This window comes from Bradyrhizobium sp. BWA-3-5, assembly GCF_032917985.1.
Lineage (GTDB): Bacteria > Pseudomonadota > Alphaproteobacteria > Rhizobiales > Xanthobacteraceae > Bradyrhizobium.
Genome location: NZ_CP136626.1, coordinates 572,925 through 591,946, shown reverse-complemented (window position 1 = coordinate 591,946; position 19,022 = coordinate 572,925). Strand labels below are relative to the sequence as shown.

12 protein-coding genes and 1 pseudogene are annotated in these 19,022 nt (G+C 63.7%); 8 read left to right on the top strand and 5 right to left on the bottom strand.

Annotated elements, in window-relative coordinates; translation table 11 throughout:
* Positions 1-13: 13 nt before the first annotated feature.
* Positions 14-406, top strand: a complete 393-nt coding sequence (locus RX331_RS02755; RefSeq protein WP_317255133.1) for an MAPEG family protein — start codon at positions 14-16, stop codon at positions 404-406.
* A gap of 156 nt (positions 407-562) precedes the next feature.
* Here the strand turns inward: RX331_RS02755 and RX331_RS02750 are convergent, their stop codons facing one another.
* The 3 genes from RX331_RS02750 to RX331_RS02740 form a co-directional block, all read right to left on the bottom strand.
* Positions 563-1,756, bottom strand: coding sequence for an ABC transporter substrate-binding protein (locus tag RX331_RS02750; protein WP_317255132.1), 1,194 nt, complete (start codon positions 1,754-1,756; stop codon positions 563-565).
* 189 nt (positions 1,757-1,945) lie between these two features.
* Positions 1,946-5,101, bottom strand: a complete 3,156-nt coding sequence (locus RX331_RS02745) for a multidrug efflux RND transporter permease subunit (protein WP_317255131.1) — start codon at positions 5,099-5,101, stop codon at positions 1,946-1,948.
* Positions 5,098-6,252 (bottom strand): efflux RND transporter periplasmic adaptor subunit, encoded by a 1,155-nt coding sequence (locus RX331_RS02740; RefSeq protein ID WP_410708360.1) that lies wholly within the window; start codon positions 6,250-6,252, stop codon positions 5,098-5,100. Before RX331_RS02740 ends, RX331_RS02745 begins: the two co-directional genes overlap by 4 nt.
* A 554-nt stretch (positions 6,253-6,806) precedes the next feature.
* Here RX331_RS02740 and RX331_RS02735 point away from each other — a divergent pair.
* The 7 genes and pseudogenes from RX331_RS02735 to RX331_RS02705 all read left to right on the top strand — a co-directional run bounded on the left by RX331_RS02735 (position 6,807) and on the right by RX331_RS02705 (position 15,278).
* Positions 6,807-7,961 (top strand): iron-containing alcohol dehydrogenase, encoded by a 1,155-nt coding sequence (locus RX331_RS02735; protein WP_317255130.1) that lies wholly within the window; start codon positions 6,807-6,809, stop codon positions 7,959-7,961.
* 16 nt (positions 7,962-7,977) lie between these two features.
* A pseudogene (locus tag RX331_RS02730) lies at positions 7,978-9,518 on the top strand (AMP-binding protein).
* A gap of 268 nt (positions 9,519-9,786) precedes the next feature.
* Entirely contained in the window at positions 9,787-11,382 is a 1,596-nt protein-coding gene (locus tag RX331_RS02725; protein ID WP_317255129.1) for an ABC transporter substrate-binding protein, read from the top strand.
* Between the two features lie 49 nt (positions 11,383-11,431).
* Positions 11,432-12,379, top strand: coding sequence for an ABC transporter permease (locus RX331_RS02720; protein WP_317255128.1), 948 nt, complete (start codon positions 11,432-11,434; stop codon positions 12,377-12,379).
* 3 nt (positions 12,380-12,382) lie between these two features.
* Positions 12,383-13,276 (top strand): ABC transporter permease, encoded by an 894-nt coding sequence (locus RX331_RS02715; RefSeq protein ID WP_317255127.1) that lies wholly within the window; start codon positions 12,383-12,385, stop codon positions 13,274-13,276.
* Positions 13,276-14,289 carry an ABC transporter ATP-binding protein gene (locus tag RX331_RS02710; protein WP_317255126.1) on the top strand — a complete coding sequence of 338 codons (1,014 nt, stop codon included), beginning with the start codon at positions 13,276-13,278 and terminating at the stop codon, positions 14,287-14,289. Before RX331_RS02715 ends, RX331_RS02710 begins: the two co-directional genes overlap by 1 nt.
* Positions 14,286-15,278: a dipeptide ABC transporter ATP-binding protein gene (locus RX331_RS02705; protein ID WP_317255125.1), complete on the top strand. Its 993-nt coding sequence runs from the start codon at positions 14,286-14,288 to the stop codon at positions 15,276-15,278. Before RX331_RS02710 ends, RX331_RS02705 begins: the two co-directional genes overlap by 4 nt.
* A gap of 137 nt (positions 15,279-15,415) precedes the next feature.
* On the opposite strand, the gene RX331_RS02700 is transcribed toward RX331_RS02705, so the two are convergent.
* Both RX331_RS02700 and RX331_RS02695 read right to left on the bottom strand, forming a co-directional pair.
* The gene (locus tag RX331_RS02700; RefSeq protein ID WP_317255124.1) at positions 15,416-17,392 is read right to left on the bottom strand and encodes an acetyl-CoA carboxylase biotin carboxylase subunit; all 1,977 of its coding nucleotides are present in this window, start codon (positions 17,390-17,392) and stop codon (positions 15,416-15,418) included.
* Positions 17,389-19,005, bottom strand: coding sequence for an acyl-CoA carboxylase subunit beta (locus tag RX331_RS02695; protein ID WP_317255123.1), 1,617 nt, complete (start codon positions 19,003-19,005; stop codon positions 17,389-17,391). Before RX331_RS02695 ends, RX331_RS02700 begins: the two co-directional genes overlap by 4 nt.
* Between the last annotated feature and the right edge of the window lie 17 nt (positions 19,006-19,022).

Below are 19,022 nucleotides of genomic sequence, written 5' to 3'. Positions count from 1 at the left end.
GGAAATTTCCACGATGTATCACTTCACCGCGCTCGTCACCTTGCTGGCGATCCTGGTCTACTTCTATTCGTCCATCCTGGTGTCGCGGGCACGCGGCAAGTTCGGCGTCAAGCTGCCGGCCATTTCGGGCAATCCGGATTTCGAGCGCGTGTTTCGCGCGCAGATGAACACGCTGGAATGGCTGCCGATCTTTTTGCCGGCGCTGTGGCTGTTTGCGGTCTATCTCAGCGACAGCATTGCGGCGGCGATCGGACTGGTCTGGGTGATCGGGCGTATCCTCTACGTGCTCGGATATGCTCAGGCGGTCGCCAAGCGCAGCCTGGGTTTTGCGATCCAGGCGCTGGCGACGATCGCGCTGTGGGTGGGCGCATTCGGCGCGATCCTGTGGCGGATCGTGCAGGGGTAGTCTTCGCGGCTCTATCCGCACGTCGTCCCGGGCAAGCGAAGCGCGACCCGGGACCCGTAAGCCGCGTCCTCTCGATGAAGCAAGACGCCAGACGCCCGCCCTAACAACGGGCGCCTGTGGTTATGGGTCCCGGCGTTTCGCCGGGACGACGGCGACCTACTTCACCAACGGACAGCCCGAGTCCTTCGCCGGCGGGAACGCCTTGTCGCCGGGCACGACGGCGAGCTGCTTGTAATAGTCCCACGGCTTCTTCGATTCCGACGGCTTCTTGACCTCGAACAGATAGAGGTCATGCACCATGCGGCCGTTTTCCATCACCTTGCCGCCCTGGGCAAAATCGTCATCGACCGGAAGCTCCTTCAGCTTCTTGGCGACCGCCTCGGTATCCTTGGTGCCGGCGGCCTTGACGGCCTTGAGATATTGCAGCGTTGCCGAATAGGTGCCGGCCTGGATCATATTGGGCATCCGGCCGGTGCGCTTGAAGAATTTTTCGGCGAGGTTGCGGCTCTTGGGGTCGCGGTCCCAATAGTAGCCTTCCGTCAGCACCAGGCCCTGCGCGGCGTCAAGCCCGAGCCCGTGCACCTCGGCGAGCGTCAGCAAGAGACCGGCGAGCTTCTGGCCGCTCTTGACGATGCCGAACTCGGACGCCTGCTTGATCGAGTTGGTGGTGTCGAGGCCGGCATTGGCAAGGCCGATGATCTTGGCCTTCGAACTCTGCGCCTGCAGCAGGAAGGAGGAGAAATCCGCCGTGTTGAGCGGGATGCGGACCGAACCCAGCACCTTGCCGCCCTTCGCCTTGACGAAATCGCTGGTGTCCTTTTCGAGCGCGTAACCGAAGGCGTAGTCCGCGGTCATGAAGAACCAGCTATCGCCGCCGGCTTCCACCAGCGAGCCGCCGGTGCCGTAGGCCAGCGCATGGGTGTCGTAGGCCCAGTGGAAACCGTAGGGCTGGCAGGCGTCGCCGGTAAGACGCGACGTCGCCGCACCCACGACGATATCGATTTTCTTTTTCTCCTTCGAAAGCTCGTGAATGGCGAGCGCGACCGAAGAGGTCGTCAGCTCGGTGATCATGTCGACGCCTTCGACGTCGTACCAGCGCCGCGCAATCGCGCTGCCGAGGTCCGGCTTGTTCTGATGGTCGGCGGAAACGATCTCGATCTTGTGGCCCAGCACCTCGCCGCCGAAATCCTCAATCGCCATCTTGGCCGCCTCGAACGACCACTTGCCGCCGTAATCGGCGTAGACTCCGGACTGATCGTTCAAAATACCGATCTTGACGCCCTGCGCCGATGCCGGCGCGGCGAACAAAACACCACCCACCGCAACGGCGACCAACAATCCCGACTTCATCCTTTTCTCCCGGAATTTCTTGTCAGAGGAACCCATCAACACTATTCAATAACCCCGCCGCTGCCCATCCATTTCGGATCAGCCAAAAGTATTGGGGAACTCTGGAAGGGAGAGGCACGACCGCAGTTATCGTTCGGGGTCGCGACGAAGTCGCGCGCCCCGGAACGACGGCGGAGCAAAAAGCTGCAGCTAAGCCGCCGCCGGCTTCTTGTCCTTCCTGCCCTCGGCGAGATTGCGCACGATGACGTAGAAGATCGGCGTAAAGATCAGGCCGAACAGCGTGACGCCGAGCATGCCGAAGAACACGGCGACGCCGACGGCCTGCCGCATTTCCGAGCCCGAGCCCGACGAGATCACCAGCGGCAGCACGCCGAGGATGAAGGCGAACGAGGTCATCAGGATCGGCCGCAGCCGCAGCCGGCAGGCCTCGATCACGGCGTCCAGGCGCGATTTTCCTTCCAGCTCGATGTCGCGCGCGAACTCGACGATGAGAATGGCGTTCTTGGCTGCAAGCCCCACCAACACCACGAAGCCGATCTGGGTCAGGATGTTGACGTCCTGGCCCATGATACGCACGCCGATGGTGGCGGCGAGCAGGCACATCGGCACGATCAGGATAACCGCGAACGGCAGGCTCCACGAACCATACTGCGCCGCCAGCACGAGATAGACGAACAGCACGCAGATCGGGAAGACGAGCAGGCCGGTATTGCCGCCGGTGACCTGCTGATAGGACAGGTCGGTCCATTCAAACGAAAAACCGCTCGGCAGCGTCTCGCCAGCCAGCCGCTTCATCGTGTTGATCGCCGTCGCGGAGCTCGTTCCCGGCAGCGTATCGCCCTGCAATTCCGCCGCGGGATAAAGATTGTAGCGCGCGACGCGGTCGGGGCCGGAGACATCGCGGAAGCTGACGACGCTGCCGAGCATCACCATGTCGCCGGCGGCGTTGCGGGTGCGCAGTCGCGCCAGATCGGAGGTTTCTTTCCGGAACGGCAGATCGGCCTGCGCGGTGACGTGATAGGTGCGGCCGAACAAGTTGAAGTCGTTGACATAGGACGAGCCGAAATAGGTCTGGATCGTGTCGGTGATACCAGCGATCGGCACGCCGAGCTTCTGCGCCTTGACGCGATCGATGTCGACGAAGAGTTGCGGCGTGTTGGCGGTGAAGGTCGAGAACACCTGGGTCAATCCCGGCGCCCTGCGCGCTGCGCCGACCAGTTCATCCGTCGCCGCCGCCAGCATTTCCGAGCCGCGGCCCTGACGATCCTGGATCCGCATGGTGAAGCCGCCGCCGGTGCCGATGCCGGGCACCGCAGGTGGCGGGATGACGATGATGAAGGCGCCCTGGATGCTCGACAGCCGCATCCGCAGATTGTTGGCGATCGCGCCGGCCGACAGTCCCTTCTTGTGGCGCTCCTCCGGGTCCGCGAATACCGGGAACAAGGCCGCGGCGTTGCTGGCCTGCGTGCGGGTCGCACCCGAGAAGCCGGCAAACGCCGCCACGCGAATGATGCCCGGCGTATCCAGCGCAATCCGCTCGATCTCGCGCACGACCTCGGTGGTGCGCGCCAGCGACGCGGCGCCGGGCAGCTGCACCGATACGATGACGTAGCCGCGGTCCTGCGCCGGGATGAAGCCCTGCGGCGTGGTTATCAGCAGCCAGCCGGCACTGCCGATCAAGCCGACATAGAGCAGGAGCATCACAACCGCGTGGCGGATCACGAAGTCGGCGGCGCGGGCATAGCCGTGCGACAGGCGGTCGAAGCCGCGATTGAACACGCCGGTAAAGGCGTCCCAGCCGCGGGCGATGATATTCCAGCGCGCTGCCGGCCGCTTGTCCTCATGCGGCTGCAGGATCAGCGAAGCCAACGCCGGCGACAGCGTCAGCGAACAGAAGCAGGAAATCGCGGTCGCGACCGCAATGGTGACGGCAAACTGCTGGAAGAACTGCCCGGAGATGCCGCCGAGGAAGGCGGTCGGCACGAACACCGCGCACAGCACCAGCGCGATCGAGACCAGCGCGCCGCCGACCTCTTCCATGGTGCGGAGCGCGGCGTCGCGCCGGCTCATGCCGTGCTCGAGATGGCGCTCGACATTCTCGACGACCACGATCGCGTCGTCGACCACGATGCCGACCGCGAGCACGAGGCCGAACAAGGTGAGATTGTTGATCGAGAATCCCAGCGCCGCCATGACAGCGAAAGTGCCGACCAGCGAAACAGGTATCGCGATGATCGGAATGATGGCGGGACGCCAGCCCTGAAGGAACACCAGCACCACGATGACAACCAGCGCCATCGCTTCATAGATCGTCTTGATCAGCTCGCTGACGGACTGCGCGATGAATTCGGTCGGGTTGTAGCCGATATTGTAGTCGAGCCCTTTTGGAAAGCTCGCCTTCAGTCGCTCCATGGTATCGTTAATGCCCTTGGCGGTCGCCAGCGCGTTCGAGCCCGGCCGCTGCGTCACCAGCATGGCGACGGCGGATTTGCGGAGCAGGAAGCTGTTGGTCGAATAGGCGAGCGCGCCAAGCTCGATCCGCGCGACGTCGCGCAGCTTGACTGTGCGGCCGTCGGCGCCGGCCTTCACCACGATCTCCTCGAACTGTTTCGGGTCCTTCAGGCGGCCGGTGAAGGTGAGATTGGGCGAAAAGGCGCGGTCTGAAATCGGCGGCTCCGCGATCTGTCCGCCCGCGATCTGGACGTTTTGCGCGCGGATCGCAGCCACCACCTCCGCCGATGTCAGGCCGAGGGTGGCGATCTTATCGGGATCGAGCCACAGCCGCATCGAATAGTCACGCGCGCCGAACATCTGGATATCGCCGACGCCGTCGAGCCGCAGCAACTGGTCACGCACCTGCAACAGCGCGTAATTGGAGATGTAGAGCTGGTCGAACGTTTCGTCCGGCGACAGCATGAACACCACCATCAGGATGTCCGGACTGTTCTTGCGGGTGACGACGCCGTTGCGCTGCACTTCCTCAGGCAGGCGCGGCTGCGCGATCGCGACGCGGTTCTGCACCAGCACCTGGGCCTTGTCGAGATCGGTGCCGAGCTTGAACGTGACGGTGATGGTGAGCTGTCCGTTCGAGGTCGCCTGGCTGTAGAGATACAGCATATCCTCGACGCCGTTGATCTCCTGCTCGATGGGAGCTGCGACGGTGTCGGAAACAGTCTGCGCCGAGGCGCCCGGATATTGCGTGGTCACCACTACGGTCGGCGGCACCACCTGCGGATATTCCGAGACCGGCAGCGTGCCGTAAGCGATCGCGCCGACAATCAACAGCACGATCGACAGCACCATTGCCAGGATGGGCTGATTGACGGAGAGACGGCCGAGATTCATGTCTTGCCACCGGTCGGCTTGATTTCGGCCGCCTTCGGCGTGACCTTCGCGCCCACCCGCGCCCGCTGCAGGCCATCGATAATGACCTTGTCTTCAGCGTTGATCCCTTCACGGACCACGCGCAGGCCTTCATCGAGCGGGCCGAGCACGACCGGTTTCGCCTCCACAGTGTTGTCATCCTTGACGACGAAAACGATCTTGCGCGACTGGTCGGTCGCAATCGCGGTATCCGGCAGCAATAGCGCCTCGTAAGGCGAGCTGCCGATGATCCGGACCCGGCCGAACTGGCCGGGCAGGATCGAAAGGTCCTTGTTCGGGATCACTGCGCGGCTGCGCAGCGTGCCGGTCGAAACGTCGAGCCGGTTGTCGAGGAAATCCATTTTGCCGTCATGCGAGGGCTTGGTTTCACCCGTCAGCGTCACCTGTACCGGATTTGGCGTATCGCGCGAGCTCGGCCGCTTGCCTTCGAACCACAGCTTGCTGTTCCTTTGATAGGTCGCCTCGTCGACGTCGAAATAGATGTAGATCGGATCGAGCGAGACGATCGAGGTGAGCAGCGTGGCGCCACCCTCGCTGCCCTGTACGAGGTTGCCGGGCGTCACCAGATGACGGCTGACGCGGCCGGTGATCGGCGCCATCACATGGGTGAATTCGATGTTGAGCTTCGCCGCCTTGAGCGCGCCTTCGGCCTGCATCTCGGCGGCGCGCGCCGCCTGCAAGGTCTGGCGGCGCTGGTCGACGATGGAATCGGATACCGCCTGGGTCTGGTTCAGCGTCAGCGCGCGGTCGAGTTCGCGCTTGGCGAGCTCCGCCTTGGCGCGCGCATCGGACAATTGCCCGTCCGCCTGCTCGGCAACCGCCTCGAACGGCCGGGCATCGATCACATAGAGCAGGTCGCCGCTCCGGACGATGGCGCCGTCGCGGAATTCGACCGACGTCACGAAGCCGCCGACCCGGGCGCGGACCTGGACTTCCTGCACCGCCTCGAACCGGCCGGTGAATTCATCCCAATCGGTGACGGTGCGCTTCACGGGCTGCGCAACCGTGACCGGCGGCGCCGGGGGAGCCGCCTGCTGTTGTGGCGGCTTGTCGCCGCAAGCCGACAGCGTGAGCGCGAGCAGCGGGGCCAGCCATTTAACGCCGCGGGACAGGCTGCCATCGCCCTCCCTCGGCCAGGCTGAACGATTCAATGGCTCAATGGCGGTCAAACCCCACTCCCCTCACTCATGACATCCGATGTAGATGAAAGCCGCCGTGGAACTTGAGGCGGAGGCCACAGATGTGATCGGTTCCCAGTCTCGTCAAGAAGGCGCGAGGATCAAGCACAATCGTTATGCATCCGCGTAGCCAACGGCCTGCGCCATCCGAACGTTGTGATTTTCCGCAATGCGATGAGACGGAACCGGACGCAATGGACGCCAGCTAATCGTCGGCCGGTGACGAAAACGTGACATTGTAGGGGGCGAGGCCCGGCTCCTTCAGCCAGGCCTTCGGGCAATTGGCGTCAGGAGAACGTGAGGCTGCATCCATTCATCATTGCGAGCCAACGGGTCGCAATGACGGGGATAAGCCGCAGCGCTCCTTGATCGGCCGGAGGACAACGGGATCAGCGCCCCCATCTTCGGACATGACGCCGCGAATTTCCTCGGCTAACCTCCGCGCAAGGCCCGCCGCAAGGGCCAAAAAATGTCCGGGGAGGACAAGGGTGCATAGCGGGCGTGTCGTATTCGGCGCGATGGACGAGGTCGTGTTCGGACGGCCGGCATCCGAGGCGCTCGTCGAGCAGTTGAACCGGCTGGGCTCCGCACGCGCTTTCCTGATGGTCAGCGGCACGCTGAACCGCCAGACCGACGTGATCGAAAACATCCGCCGCGCGCTGGGTCCGCGCTGCGTCGGCACCTTCGACGCGATGCCGCCGCACACGCCGCGCGCGGCCGTCATCGCCGCCGCCGAACGGGCCCGCACCGCGAACGCCGATCTCATCGTCACGGTCGGCGGCGGCTCGATCACCGACGGCGCCAAGGCGGTGCAGCTCTGCCTCGCCAACGATATCCGTAACGCCGAGGACATCGACAGGATCAGGGTCGGCCGCGGCGCTCCGCCGCAGCTCAAGGCGCCGGCGGTGCGCCAGATCAGCATCCCCACAACGATTGCCGGCGGCGAATTCTCTTCCACCGCCGGTGTTACAAATGAGAAGACCAAGGTCAAGGAAGCGCTGCGGCATCCATTATTGATGCCGCGCGCCGTGATCCTCGATCCCTGGCTCAGCCTGAATACGCCGGAATGGCTGTGGCTCTCGACCGGAATCCGCGCCGTCGATCATTGCGTCGAGGGCATCTGTTCGCGCGAGGCGCATCCTTACGGCGACGCGCAGGCGCTGAAGGGCCTTTCCATGCTGGCGCAGGCGCTGCCGCGCGTGAAGGCGGACGCCAATAATATTGAGGCGCGGATGGACTGCCAGATCGGCACCTGGCTTTCGACCGGGCCGCTCGCTTCCGGCGTGCCGATGGGCGCCAGCCATGGCATCGGCTACGTGCTCGGCGCGGAGTTCGGCGTGCCGCATGGCCATACGTCCTGCGTGATGCTGCCGTCGGTGATGCGCTGGAACAAGCCAGCCAATGCCGAGCGGCAGGCGCAGGTTGCCGCCGCCATGGGACATCCGAATGAGGATGCCGGCGACGTGCTCGATCGCCTCATTCGCGGCCTCGGCATGCCGCGCAGCCTGCGCGAGGTCAATGTCGGGCCAGAGCATTTCGACCGCATCGCAAAGGCCGCGATGGCAACACCCTGGGTGCCGCGCAACCCGCGCAGGATCGAGGGGCCGGCGCAGGTGCGCGAGATTCTGGATATGGCCGCGTAAGGAGACCCGAGCACACATGTACACCGGCAAGCATGCCCACCTTCGTCCGCTTCAGCCCGCCTTCATCATGGCATCCACCGGGGAGACGGTGACCTATCGCGAGCTGGAAGCCCGCACCAACCGCCTGGCGCATCTGTTTCGAAAACGCGGCCTCAATCGGCTCGACCACTATTCGATCTTCATGGAGAACAACAGCCGCTTTCTGGAGGCCTGCGGCGCCGGCGAACGGAGCGGACTTTATTATACCTGCGTGAACTCCTACCTGACGGCCGGCGAACTCGCCTACATCCTGACCAACAGCCAGTCGCGCATTCTCATCACTTCGCAGGCGAAGCTCGGCGTTGCACGCGAAGCCTTGAAGGAATGCCCTCAGGTCGAACTTTGCATCGTTGCCGATGGCGAAGGCCAAAGCGATCGGATTGTCGGACTGGCGCAGGCCACATCGGGCCTGCCGGGAACGCCGAATGGCTGGGCACCGCGATGCTTTATTCTTCCGGCACCACGGGCCGGCCCAAGGGCATCCTGCGCCCCCTGCCTGAGCAGCCGCCGATACAGAACCTGCCGCTGTTCGATTTCCTGATCAATCTTTGGCAGTACCGCGAGGGAATGATCTATCTCTCGCCGGCGCCGCTCTATCATTCGGCGCCGCAGGCGGCGGTCAACCTCACCATCCGCATGGGCGGCACCGTCATCATCATGGAGAGCTTTGATCCGGAAAAATATCTGGAGCTGGTGCAGAAATGGGGCATCACCCATACCCAGCTCGTGCCGACGATGTTTTCGCGCATGCTGAAACTGCCGGAAGACGTGCGCCAGCGTTACGACCTGTCATCGCTCGAGATCGCCATCCACGCCGCCGCGCCCTGCCCCGCGGCCGTGAAGGACGACATCATCAAATGGTGGGGTCCAATCGTTCATGAATATTACGGCGCCACCGAAGGGCTCGGCTTCACCGCCTGCAACAGCGAGCAATGGCTGGCGCATCGCGGCACCGTCGGCAAGGTCCTGCTCGGCGATCTGCACATCCTCGACGAGAACATGACACCCTGCCCCGTCGGCACGGCCGGCACTGTGTGGTTCAAAACGGCATCGCCGTTCGAATACTTTAATGATCCGGCCAAGACGGCAGAGGTCCGTTCGGCCGACGGCACGATGAGCACGGTCGGCGACGTCGGCTATGTCGACGAGGATGGCTATCTCTACCTGACCGATCGCGCCACGTTCATGATCATCTCCGGTGGCGTCAACATCTACCCACAGGAGTGCGAGAACCTCCTGATTACGCATCCGAAGATCGCGGACGCGGCGGTGTTCGGCGTGCCCAATCCGGATCTCGGCGAGGAGGTAAAGGCGGTCGTGCAGCCGATGCCCGGCGTTTCGCCGGGGCAGGAGTTGGCCGACGAACTGATCGCTTTCTGCAGCCAGTCGCTGTCGCGCCAGAAAGTGCCGCGCTCGATCGACTTCGAGGCGGAGTTGCCGCGGCTGCCGACCGGCAAGCTCTACAAGCGCCTGTTGCGCGACCGCTATTGGGGCAACCAGACCTCGCGGATCGTGTGATCATTCCACCATGTGAGAGCGTGATCGAATATCCGCGGCGCGCCGCTTAGTGCAGTGCATCATTGGCTGAGACGTTTTGGCGCGCAAGTCCGCGCCGCGATGCAGCCGGGTCGCAGAAACTGCAATGCAAGACACATCTTCCGGCAGGCGGATTTCGCGTAGTCCAAATTGCCAATCCTCGCATTGGCTTGGCCGGTTGCTCCAACGCCACGTCATGGTATCTTCGATGCCAATCGGCCCATTGAGACCGAACAAAGTGGAGGAGATCATGCGGAGCGTTCGTGCGCTTGCCGCCGCGGCTTTGTTGTTGCTGCCGGCTTACGACCTTGCATCGGCGGGCGAGCCGAAACAGGGCGGCATTTTCCGGATATATCACCGCGACAGCCCGGGCAGCGCTTCGATCCACGAGGGCGCGACGTATTCGATCAACGTCCCGTTCATGCCGGTGTTCAACAATCTGGTCATCTTCGACCAGCACATCGCGCAGAACAGCCAGGACACCATCAGGCCGGAGCTGGCGGAAAGCTGGGCGTGGAGTGACGACGGCAAGACGCTGACGTTCAAGCTGCGCAAGGACGTCAAATGGCATGACGGCAAGCCGTTCACTTCGGCCGACGTCAAATGCACGTTCGACATGCTGATGGGCAAGTCGCAGCAGAAGTTCCGGCAGAACCCGCGCAAGGCGTGGTACAATGAAGTCAACGAGGTCACCGTCAATGGCGACTATGAAGCATCGTTCAACCTGAAGCGGCCGCAACCGTCATTGCTGTCGCTGCTCGCCTCCGGCTACACGCCGGTCTATCCCTGCCACGTGTCGCCGGCCGACATGCGGACCAAGCCTGTCGGAACCGGGCCGTTCAAGTTCGTCGAGTTCAAGGCCAACGAGTCGATCAAGCTCGCCAAGAATCCAGACTATTGGAAGAAGGGCCTGCCTTATCTCGACGGGATCGAGTTCAACATTATAACGAACCGCTCAACCGCGATCCTCGGCTTCGTCTCCGGAAAGTTCGACATGACCTTCCCGACGGAAGTGTCGATCCCACTGTTGAAGGACATCAAGTCGCAGGCTCCGAACGCCGTCTGCGTGGTCGAGCCCAACAACGTCTCCACCAATATCATCGTCAACTCGTCCAGCCCACCGTTCGACAATCTCGACGTCCGCCGCGCGATGGCTTTGGCGCTCGACCGCAAGGCCTTCGTGCAAATCCAGTTCGAAGGCCAGGCCGACATCGGCGGCACCATGCTGCCGGCCCCGGCGGGGCTGTGGGCGATGCCAAAGGAGATGCTGGAATCCATCCCGGGCTATGGGCCGGACGTGGAGAAGAACCGCGAGGAAGGTCGCAAGCTGATGCAGAAGGCCGGTTTCGGCCCGGACAAACATCTTGCAATCAAGATATCGACGCGCAACATCCCGGTCTATCGTGATCCCGCGATTATCCTGATTGACCAGCTCAAGAGCATCTACATCGACGCCGAACTCGATGTCGTCGATACCGCGCAATGGTTCCCGAAAGTAGCGCGCAAGGATTATTCGCTCGGTCTCAACCTCACCGGCAATGCGGTCGACGATCCCGACCAGTCCTTCTACGAGAACTATTCCTGCGGCTCGGAACGCAACTACACCGGTTACTGCAACAAGGAAATCGAGAAGCTGTTCGATCAGCAGTCGATGGAGAAGGACATCAACAAGCGCAAAAAGCTGGTCTGGGAGATCGACAAGAAGCTGCAGGAGGACGTGGCGCGGCCCATCATCTTCCACAGCCGGACCGGAACCTGTTGGGCGCCTTACGTCAAGAACGTCACCATCATGTCCAACAGCTCCTACAACGGCTACCGATACGAAGACGTCTGGATGGACAAGTAAGCTGCGTCGTGGATAGCGTAGCCGCCGTATCCTGAAGGGAGAAAGCCGGGTGTTTGCTTATCTCGTGCGACGCCTTGCTTTGATGCTCGTGACCCTGATTGGGATCTCGATCATCATCTTCGTGCTGCTGCGCATTGTCCCCGGCAACATCGTCGACATCCTGTTCGATGCGGCTGGCTTCGTCGATCCCACCGACAAGGCCAACCTTGAAAAGGAGCTCGGCCTCAACCTGCCGATCTGGCAGCAATACCTAAATTGGATCGGCGGGCTGCTGCACGGCGACCTCGGCTATTCCTACGTCTCGGAAAAGCCGGCACTGCAGGAGATTTTGCCGCGGATTCCGATCACGGCGCGGCTGGCGGCGCTGGCGCTGTTGTTCTCGGCCTCGATCGGCATTCCCTTGGGCGTATTGAGCGCGGTCCATCAGGGTTCAAAGCTCGATTACACCCTGCGCGTCATCAGTTTGAGCGGGCTGTCGCTGCCTTCGTTCTGGCTCGGCCTCCTGATCCTGATGGCCTCGGTCTCGCTGTTCGGCAGCATGCCGATCTACAATCCGAATCCAAGGACCTGGACCGAGGCGTTCGCGATCTATGCCGTGCCGGCAATGGCGGTCGGCTTCCGCAGCGCCGCGCTGACCATGCGCATCACGCGCTCCTCGATGTTGGAAATCCTGCGGCAGGATTTTATCCGCACCGCGCGCGCCAAGGGCGCTTCGGAAGCGTCAGTGAATTACCGCCACGCGCTGAAGAATGCCATTCTTCCCGTCATCACCGTGATCGGCATCGAGGCGGCGTTCCTGATCGGCGGCCTGATCGTCACCGAGACCGTCTTCAACATTCCCGGCGTCGCCCGCTTCCTGGTCGAGGCGCTGCGCTGGCGCGACTATCCGATCGTCCAGAATCTCGTGATGCTGATCGCCGTGGTCGTGGTGGTCGCCAACTTCACCGTCGACATGCTGTATGCCGCGATCGACCCGCGTATCCGTTATGGGGACTAGCCGTTGACCACGATCAACTTCGAGAGCGAGTTAAGACGGGCCGGCGCGCATTCGACGCATGGCTGGCGCCGCCTGGTGTTTCTGGCGCAACGCTACCTGCTCGGCACGATCGGCCTCATCATCATGGTGCTGTTCGTCTGGATGGCGATCTCGGCCGACCTGATCAGCCGCTACGACCCGCTCAGCGTCGATTCCGCGCAGCGGCTGGCCGCGCCCAGCGCGGCGCACTGGATGGGCACCGATTCATTCGGGCGCGACGTCTGGAGCCGGATCGTGCACGGCGCCCGCATCTCGCTAGCTGTCGGCATCGGCGCCACCTTGCTGGGCTCCACGCTCGGCGTCATCGTCGGTCTTGTGTCGGGCTACCTGTCCGGCTGGGTCGACCTGCTGTTCCAGCGCATTACTGACATTTTGCAGGCACTGCCATTGCTCGTTCTGGCGCTGGTGATGACCGCGGCGCTCGGGCCGTCGCTGCCCAACGTCATCATCGCCATTGCCATCCCGCTGATCCCGACGGTCGCCCGCGTGATCCGGGCCAACACGCTGGCACTGCGCGAATTGCCGTTCGTCGAGGCCGCCAAATCGATCGGCATGAGCGAGACGCGTATTGCGCTCCGCCACGTGCTGCCGAACACGCTGGCGCCCTTGATCGTGCTGGCGACCGCGCAGCTCGGCTCCACCATTCTCACCGAAGCCTCGCTGTCGTTTCTCGGGCTCGGCATTCCCGAGCCCTATCCGTCCTGGGGACGCATGCTGTCGGAATCGGCGGCGGAATATGTCCGCACCGCGCCGTGGCTGGTGATCTTCCCGGGCGTCGCCATCAGCCTTGCGGTGTTCGGCACCAATCTGTTCGGCGATGCGCTGCGCGACATCCTCGACCCGAGGCAGCGCGGCTGATGACGGAGGCGAAGGCGGCAGACACGGTTCTCGACGTGAAGAACCTGCAGACGGTGTTCTTCACCAATTCCGGGCTGTTTCGGGCGGTCGACGATGTTTCGTTCAGCGTCCGCCGTGGCGAGACGCTGGCGATCGTTGGCGAATCCGGCTGTGGCAAGAGCGTGACCGCGCTCTCGGTGATGCGGCTGGTGCCGGACCCGCCGGGCCGGGTGGTCGGCGGCACCGTGACGCTGGAAGGCAGGGATCTGCTCAGCCTCGATGAAGCCGAGATGCGCAACATCCGCGGCAACCGCATCTCGATGATCTTTCAGGAGCCGATGACCTCGCTCAATCCTGTCATGCGGATCGGCGACCAGATCACTGAGGTGCTTCGCCTGCACCAGGAGATGACCGCGAAGGAAGCCTGGGCCAAGGCGATCGAGATGCTGCGCCTGGTCCGCATCCCCGAGCCGCAACGCCGCGCGAGCGAGTATCCGCACCAGCTTTCCGGCGGCATGCGCCAGCGCGCGATGATTGCGATGGCGCTGGCGTGCCGGCCGGCGCTGTTGATCGCGGACGAGCCGACCACCGCGCTCGACGTGACGATCCAGGCGCAAATTCTCGCGCTGATCGTCGACCTGCAGAAGACGCTCGGCACCGGCCTGATCCTGATCACCCACGACCTCGGCGTCGTCGCGCAGACCGCGCAGCGCGTCATCGTGATGTACGCCGGCAAGAAGGTCGAGGAGGCCTCGGTCGAAGACCTTTTCGAGAATCCAAGACATCCCTATACGCGCGGCTTGATGGCCTCGATGCCGGCGGTGATTTCGTTCGGCGCCAAGACCGATGCGCGGCTCAACGAAATACCGGGCATGGTGCCGTCACTGACGAACCTGCCGCCGGGCTGCGCCTTTGCGCCGCGCTGCAGCCTTGCCATGGAGCGCTGCCGCGCCGAATACCCGCCGCTGCAGGAAACGGGTGAGGATCATTTCGCGGCGTGCTGGCGCGCGGCTGAATTGGTGGGTGCACCGTGACCGAGCCTCGCCCCCTTCTGGAAGTTACCGATCTCGTCAAGCACTACGCCGTGCGCGGCGGCATCCTGCGCCGGCGCGTCGGCACCGTGCATGCCGTCGACGGCGTCAGCTTCTCTGTCGGCAAGGGCGAAACGCTTGGCCTCGTCGGCGAATCCGGCTGCGGCAAATCGACGGTTGCGCGCAGCGTACTGCGGCTGGTCGAGCCTTCGAGCGGCGCCATCAAGCTCAACGGCACCGACATTACCGGCCTGAGCAAATCGGACACGCGGCCGCACCGGCGCTCGATGCAGATCGTGTTCCAGGACCCGTTTGCCTCGCTCAATCCGCGCATGACCGCCGGCGACATCGTCGGCGAGCCGCTTGCCGTGCATGGTCTTGCGACCGGACGCGCGCAGCAGGACCGCGTCGCCGAACTGTTCGCGCAAGTCGGGCTGCGGCCCGACCAGATGAAGAACTATCCGCACCAGTTTTCCGGCGGCCAGCGCCAGCGCATCTGCATCGCACGCGCACTGTCGCTTGGACCGAGCCTGATCGTGTGCGACGAGCCGGTCTCGGCGCTCGACGTCTCGATCCAGGCGCAGGTGATCAATCTGCTGATCGACCTGCAACGCAAGAATGATTTTTCCTATTTGTTCATTGCCCACGATCTCGCTGTGGTCGCCCATATCAGCCACCGCGTCGCCGTGATGTATCTCGGGCGTATTGTCGAGATCGCCGACAAGGCCGAACTGTTCGCCAACCCGCGCCATCCCTATACGCAGGCGTTGCTGGCTTCGGTCCCGGTCGCCGATCCCAAGGCCAAGAAACTGGCTCCTGGCATCGACGGCGACGTCCCGAGCCCGATCAATCCCCCCTCGGGATGCGCCTTCCACACCCGCTGCCGCTACGCGATGGATCGGTGCAAGGTGGAGCGACCCGCGCTGGTGGAGGCCGGGGAAGGGCATCAGGTGGCGTGCTGGCTGAATGAGGGGACGGGGCGGGCGAAGTAGCCTCCATCGTCGTCCCTGCGAAGGCAGGGACCCATAACCACCGCTGCTATTTGCGAATAAAATTGTCACCCCAGCTTGACACGAAGCGCTCGTGGTTATGGGTCCCTGGTCAAGCCCGGGACGAAAGAGATTTTTTGCTAGGCCGCCGCGATCTCCACGACGATCCTCCCCGTGGTTACCTGCTCGCCCTCAGCGACATCGATGGCCGACACCGTGCCGGCAACCCCCGCCGTATGCACGTGCTCCATCTTCATCGCCTCCAGCGTCATCACCGGCTGGCCGGCCGCGACCTGCTCGCCAGGCTTGACCAGCAGCGCCACAACGCGGCCGTTCATCGCCGCGCGTACCTTGCCATCGCCGCCGCTGGCCGCAGCCGATACCGGCGCCGCCAGCGTCAGGTCGCGAACGGCGATCGTGACGCCGCGGTGCAGGATATAAAGCCGGTCGCCATCGCGCAGGAATTTTGCTGAAGCCATGAGGCCGTCAGTGCGGAAGCGGATGTTATCGCGGCTGAGCTCGTCGATCCCGAAGCGAAACTCGGCGCCGTCGACGGCAGCGACATAATCGCCATCGCGCTCGCGAACGATATCGATCTCTCTCGCCCCATGGCCGAGATCGATCCGCATCGTCAGCGGGAACATCGCAGCGAGACTGCGTCCGCTCCGCCAAACTGGCGCGTGAGAATTGCTGACGTAAAGCAACAATGCCGCCAACGCCGCTTCCGCCTTGTCGTCCTCCCGCACGGCCAGTAACTCATCGCGATGCTTGCCGATGAAAGACGTGGTCGCCTCACTCCTCGCAAAGCTGGGATGGCGCAGGCAGGAAATCAAAAATCCCTGATTGGTGGTGACGCCGAAGGCGGCTGTCTGCTCCAGCGCACAGATCAACCGGCCCCGCGCCTCGTTGCGGTCGGCACCGTGAGCAATGACCTTGGCAATCATGGAATCGTAGTATGGCGGAATCTCCGATCCTGATCGCAGCGCGTGCTCGACGCGGATGCCATTCGGCACCTGCCACAGGGCCATCCGCCCCGACTGCGGCATGAAGTCATGGGCCGCGTCTTCGGAGCACAGCCGCACCTCGATGGCGTGGCCGGAGAATTTGACGTCTTCCTGCTTCAGCCCGAGCGACTCGCCCGCGGCGATGCGGAGCTGCAGCTCGACGAGATCGAGGCCGGTGATCGCCTCAGAAACGGGATGCTCGACCTGCAGGCGCGTATTCATTTCCATGAAATAGAACTCGCCGCCCTCGTCGAGCAGGAATTCCAGCGTGCCGGCGCCCTCGTAGCCGATCGATTTCACCGCAGCGACGGCGACCGCACCCATCCGCGCCCGCAGTTCGGGCGTCACCTTCGGCGACGGCGCCTCCTCGATCAGCTTCTGGTGCCGACGCTGCACCGAACAGTCGCGCTCGCCAAGATGAATGGCGTTGCCATAGCGGTCGCCGAACACCTGGATTTCGATATGACGGGGATCGACAATGGCCCGTTCCAGGATCACGGTTGGATCACCGAATGCGCCCTGCGCTTCCGAACGTGCGCTGCGCAGCGCATCGGGAAATGCCGCAGCGTCCGAAACCAGCCGCATGCCGCGCCCGCCGCCGCCGGCGACCGCCTTGATCATCACAGGGAAGCCGATCTTTTTGGCCTCCGCCAGCATCGCGGCATCGCCCTGGTCCGCGCCCTGATAACCGGGCACGACCGGCACGCCCGCCTTCTGCATGATGGTCTTGGCGCCGGCCTTGTTACCCATCGCTCTGATCGCTTCGGGCGACGGCCCAATGAACACCAGCCCGGCATCGCGGCAGGCTTGCGCAAAATCCTCGTTCTCGGCGAGAAAACCGTAGCCCGGATGCACGGCCGTGGCGCCGCTGGCCTTGGCGGCGGCGATGATCGCGTCGATCCGCAGGTACGACTGCGCCGGGAGCGCCTCACCGATTCTTACCGCCTGATCCGCTCCGCGCACATGCAGCGCATCGCGGTCGGCATCGGAATAGACGGCGACCACGCCATAGCCGAGCCGGCGTGCGGTGCGCATGATGCGCAGCGCGATCTCGCCGCGATTGGCGATCAGGATCTTGAAGAACGGCGTCCGCTTCACTGTTTCAACGCTCATGGCCGGGCGACCGAGAATTGCATGCGCTGGGGCGTGCGGGCCTCGGCCTCGCGGCAGATCGCCAGCACTTCCGCCAGCACGCCGCGGGTATCGCGGGGATCGATCACGCCGTCGTCGAGCACCCGCGCGCTGGTCGAGAACACGTCCATCTGGCCATCGAACACGCCCGTGATCTGCGTCTTCATGGCCTCCAGCTTTTCCTTCTCGATCGGCTTGCCCCGGCGCGCCGCCGCGGCCTCGGTCACGATCGCCATGGTTTCGGCGGCCTGCTCGCCGCCCATCACGGCGGTCTTGGCGTTCGGCCAGGAGAAGCAGAAGCGCGGATGGAAACCGCGCCCACACATGCCGTAATTGCCGGCGCCGAACGAGGCGCCGCAATAGATCGTGATCTGCGGCACGGTGGCCGACGTCACCGCCTGGATCATCTTGGAGCCGTGCTTGATCATGCCAGCCTCCTCATAGGCTCGGCCTACCATGTAGCCGGTCGTGTTGTTCATATAGAGGATCGGCGTGCGCGACTGGCAGCAGGCCTGGATGAAATGCGTCGCCTTGTTGGCGCCGGGCACGTCGAGCGGGCCATTATTGGTGATGATTCCGATTGCCTGCCCTTCGATGCGGGCGTGGCCGCACACGGTGGCGGGGCCGTAATTCGCGCCGAACTCGGTGAAGTCGGAATCGTCGACGAAGCGCGCGATGGCTTGCCGCATGTCGACGGGGCGTTTGTGATCCATCGGCATGATGCCGAGCAGCTCCTCGGCATCGTAGCGCGGCGGCTTGAAGGACGCCGCCACCGGTTTGCGCCGATCCCACTCCAGATTGGCCATGATATCGCGCGCGATGCGCAGCGCGTCGCGATCGTCTTCGGCCAGATAATCGCCAAGCCCTGAAATGGAGGTGTGCATCTCGGCGCCGCCGAGCTCTTCCTCCGTCGCGATTTCTCCGGTCGCCGCCTTCAACAGCGGTGGGCCAGCGAGGAATGCGCGGGTTCGGCCGCGCACCATTACAATGTAGTCGGACAGTCCCGTCTGGTAGGCGCCGCCCGCCGTTGACGATCCGTGCGTTACGGTCACGACAGGAAGCCCGGCGGCCGACAGCCGCGCCAGATTGCGAAAGATGTTGCCGCCGCGAATAAAATCCTCGACGCGGTAGCGCAAGAGGTTGGCGCCGGCGCTTTCGACCAGTTGCACGTAGGGCAGCTTGTTCTCCAGCGCCAGCTCCTGCACCCGTAACGTCTTGTCGAGGCCGTAGGGCTGCAGCGCGCCGGCATCGATGCCGGCGTCATTGGCGCTGACCATGCAGCGGATGCCGGAGACGAAGCCGATGCCAGCGATCACGCCGCCGCCGGGCACGCTCTTCTCCGCATCCGTAACGTCGAACATGTAGCCGGCGAGCGTGGAGAGCTCGATGAAGGGCGAGCCGGGATCGAGCACCAGCGCGACGCGTTCGCGCGGCAATAGCTGCCCGCGCTTGTGGAAGCGGTCCTTGGCTGCGGCCGACGCGGCGCGCGTGCGCTCTTCCAGCGCGCGCATCCGCGCGATCAGCGCCAGCATCCCGTCGCGGTTGGCTTTGAAGGCGGCACTGGAGGACGAAATGGTGGATTCAATTACTGCCATGAATTCCCCTGCTCGTC